This window comes from Kocuria sabuli, assembly GCF_040981185.1.
Lineage (GTDB): Bacteria > Actinomycetota > Actinomycetes > Actinomycetales > Micrococcaceae > Kocuria > Kocuria sabuli.
This window is the reverse complement of sequence record NZ_JAVHZE010000094.1, coordinates 1-564: the sequence shown is the minus strand read 5'-3', so window position 1 is coordinate 564 and position 564 is coordinate 1. Positions and strand designations below refer to the sequence as shown.

Sequence of the window (564 nt, the reverse complement as noted above, 5' to 3'; positions counted from 1 at the left end):
GTCCGAAATCCTCCTGAGCAGGGGATTGATCTCTGGTATCCCTCCGCCCGAATAGCTTATCAGTGCAAGTGTGTGGAATCCGGTAAGGCTGGTGATTTCAATGTTACAAAAGCTATTGAGTCAGTCATATCAGCCAAAGCGGCCCGGCATGTGCTGGGCTGGGAAAAGTATGTTTTGTGCGTCAACGTCCCTGTTACCGGGGGGGCGGAAAAGAGGCTGAAAGAGGTCCTGCCTGACATTGATGTCATGAGCGAATCGGTATGGTTGTCTCTGTGTGAAAAGCATCCCCTTGACGTTGAACGTAATTTCAGAAAGCTTCTCGATGTTCCTCAAAACAGATTTGTTTCAGCCATTAGTAATACCTTTTCAGTACGCTATACCGAAGAGCTCCGGCAACAACTGGAAGATTCACCTTTTGATATTTTTTTGTATTCCAGTCGACAGGATTCCGTGTTTCGGATCCCTGTGGCGGGGAGCTTTACTGCGGGAGATGTAATCAACATTCTGCGGAATTTTTTCCGCCTTCCGAAACCAGCGACATTTTCAGACGAAAACATTCAGGTA

Annotated in this window: 1 protein-coding gene; it reads left to right on the top strand. The window is 47.3% G+C overall.

All coding sequences use genetic code 11. The features are described from left to right. Nucleotides 1–72: 72 nt before the first annotated feature. A partial coding sequence (locus tag RE027_RS18065; protein WP_368809680.1) for a hypothetical protein occupies nucleotides 73–564 on the top strand: 492 nt, incomplete at its 3' end.